Source organism: Thomasclavelia sp., from assembly GCF_017889095.1.
GTDB lineage: Bacteria > Bacillota_I > Bacilli_A > Erysipelotrichales > Coprobacillaceae > Thomasclavelia.
This window is the reverse complement of sequence record NZ_JAGHEW010000384.1, coordinates 1-2,741: the sequence shown is the minus strand read 5'-3', so window position 1 is coordinate 2,741 and position 2,741 is coordinate 1. Positions and strand designations below refer to the sequence as shown.

General features: G+C 29.5%; 4 protein-coding genes. 1 reads left to right on the top strand and 3 read right to left on the bottom strand.

The window, feature by feature from the left end; translation table 11 throughout:
• Nucleotides 1–117, bottom strand: a 117-nt coding sequence (locus J7M77_RS16365; protein WP_296879880.1) for an SDR family NAD(P)-dependent oxidoreductase, incomplete at its 3' end; no start/stop codon positions are given.
• Nucleotides 118–285: 168 nt separating this feature from the next.
• On the opposite strand from J7M77_RS16365, the gene J7M77_RS16360 reads away from it, so the two are divergent.
• Nucleotides 286–1,395: a KamA family radical SAM protein gene (locus J7M77_RS16360; protein ID WP_296880492.1), complete on the top strand. Its 1,110-nt coding sequence runs from the start codon at nt 286–288 to the stop codon at nt 1,393–1,395.
• A gap of 133 nt (nt 1,396–1,528) precedes the next feature.
• Here J7M77_RS16360 and J7M77_RS16355 read toward each other — a convergent pair whose 3' ends face one another.
• Complete coding sequence (locus J7M77_RS16355; RefSeq protein WP_296880490.1) at nt 1,529–2,314, bottom strand: SDR family oxidoreductase; 786 nt, start codon at nt 2,312–2,314, stop codon at nt 1,529–1,531.
• A gap of 125 nt (nt 2,315–2,439) precedes the next feature.
• Nucleotides 2,440–2,741: family 1 glycosylhydrolase (locus J7M77_RS16350; protein ID WP_296880488.1), on the bottom strand; the 302-nt coding region annotated here is incomplete at its 5' end.

Sequence of the window (2,741 nt, the reverse complement as noted above, 5' to 3'; positions counted from 1 at the left end):
TTCTTCAATATCAATCAAACAAACATGAGCTTTTTCCTGTTTAAAGGCTTCCACAATTGCTTTTCCAATTCCTTTAGCACCACCAGTTACAACAACTACTTTATTTTCAAAATTCATCTTTACCACCTCTATTGATAGCTTATCAAAAAAAACATTTCTTTACCATATCTTAAAAATTTTCTCAAGCTATTCTTTAGAAAAAGTTCAAATATATGCAATATTTAACTTCTAAAATGTAATTATATCATTTAATTACATTTTAGATCAAAGAAAGGAAGTGGCAATATGAGCTGGCAAGAAGAATTAAAAAACAGCATTACAACAGCTCAACAGTTAGCAGCAATTTTAAATTTAGATGATCATCAGACAAAAGAATATGAAAAAATAATTGAGCGATACCCAATGATGATCACCCCATATTATTTATCATTAGTTGATTTAAATGATCCTAATGATCCTATTGGTAAAATGTGTTTACCATCATTAAATGAATTTGATTCTGGCGGTTCTTTTGATACTAGCGGTGAAGCTAGTAATACCAAGCTAGAAGGATTACAACATAAATATAAACAAACTGTTTTATTACTTTCGACCAATCAATGTGCTATGTATTGTCGTCATTGTTTTAGAAAAAGAATGATTGGTCTTTCCAATCAGGAATTAAATAAACGCGTTGATGAAGTAGTTGATTATGTTAAAAAACATCATGAAGTAACTAACGTTTTAATTACTGGCGGTGATGCGTTTATGAATCCTAATCAAATTATCAAACGTTATTTAGATGAACTTACAAATATTGATCATTTATACTTTATTCGTTTCGGTTCTCGAGTTCCGGTTACTTTTCCACAACGAATTTATGATGATAAAGAGTTTTTAGATTTATTTGCAAAGTATGCCAAGAAAAAAACTATTTATTTAGTAACCCAGTTTAATCATCCTCGTGAAATCACCAGTGAAGCAATTAAATCCATTGAAGCCATGATTTCTAGAGGTATCCTGGTTCGTAATCAAACTGTTTTATTAAAAGGAGTTAATGATGATCCTAAAGTGCTAGGTGAATTATTATCATTGTTGACAAAAATTAAAGTTATTCCTTATTATATTTTCCAATGCCGACCAGTTACTGGAGTCAAGGGACGTTTTCAAATACCGATCAATGAAGGAATTAAAATTGTTGATCAAGCTAAATCATATCAAAATGGTTTTGGTAAAGCAGTTCGTTATGTCATGAGTCATCCTTTAGGCAAAATCGAAATTGTTTGTCAGTTAGAAAATCAAGAAACATTATTTAAATTTCATCAAAATAAATATCCTCAAGACAAATCACGGATATTTACTAGAAAATTATCAAATCAAGCTGCCTGGCTGGATGATAATCTTAATGAAATGTAATAGTTTTTTTCCAACACCTTACTCAAAACTAAAAACGAGCCAATGCTCGTTTTCTTGTTGCTGTAATTTATACTTATTAAATATAGTATTTCGAATTTTCTTAAATGATTTAATTGAAAATTATTTATTACTATTATCTAGTCAACAGATTGGGTAAATCTTTTTTATTATGCGTATCCGGTAATTTAGGACCAACTTTATGGAATGAATAATCCGTTCCATCGACATAGCCAATTAACTCATCACTTTGATACATTTCGTAAATAAACTTAGCTATCTCTTCCGGTGTATTACCGCCTCCATAAACTTTATCATAATCAATATCCTGATTAGACTGATCAACTACACTAGACGCTGCGATAAAGTTTGTTTTTGTAAAAGCGGGACAAATAATTTTTACTTTTAATGGTTTATTATTAGTTTTTAATTCCCAATATAGAGCTTCAGATAAGGCACTTGTATAGAATTTAGTAGCACTATATACGGGATTACCTTGAGTAATACTATAACCATTCCATGATGAAACGTTAATAAGGGTTGCTTCTTTATCTTGATAATCCTTAGCAAATAGTAATGTTAGAATAGCTGTTGCATCAACATTTACTCGATTTAACACCAATGCTTTTTTAATATCAGTTTCTAATAATGGACACATATTTCCTAAACCAGCATTATTCATCCATATTTCTAAATCATATTCTTTAGTTTTTTGATATAAATCGAATACCTGGTCTTCTTTTGATAAATCACATACTCTAATTTGGATATCAACGGGATCGTTAATTTCTTCTTTTAATTCAACTAAATTATCTTCATTAATATCAACTACAATTAAATTTAATCCTTTTGAAGCAAAATACTTAGCGGTTGCTTTACCAATTCCTGATCCTGCTCCAGTAACTACTGCATATTTTTTCATTTCCATTCCTCCTGTTTACATGGGTAGTTTATTAAAACTTATCGTAAAGATAAATATGTTATCATTGTTTTAGAAAGACTTTTTTATTTTCATCATGTTTTAAAGATTTTTTTGTAAAAATCTTTTTAATCACTTAGATCCTCACCATTAGAAGCAATTACTTTTTGATACCAGTAAAAAGAATCTTTTCTATATCTAGCTAAGGTTTTAAGATCAAATTCGTCACGATCAACATAGATAAAACCATAACGTTTGACAACTCCTTCATGAGTAGAAATCAAATCAATTGCTGACCAAGGACAATATCCCATCATTTCGACATCATCACTGATAGCCAGTTGAATTTGTTTAATATGATCTTGATAATATTTAATTCGGTACTGATCATGAACTTTACCATTTTCTAATGTATCATAAGCACCTAAAC

Excerpts from the sequence above, each read along its gene's own strand:
- J7M77_RS16360 (WP_296880492.1), top strand. The coding sequence starts at position 286 with ATGAGCTGGCAAGAAGAATTAAAAAACAGCATTACAACAGCTCAACAG.
- J7M77_RS16355 (WP_296880490.1), bottom strand. The coding sequence starts at position 2,314 with ATGAAAAAATATGCAGTAGTTACTGGAGCAGGATCAGGAATTGGTAAA.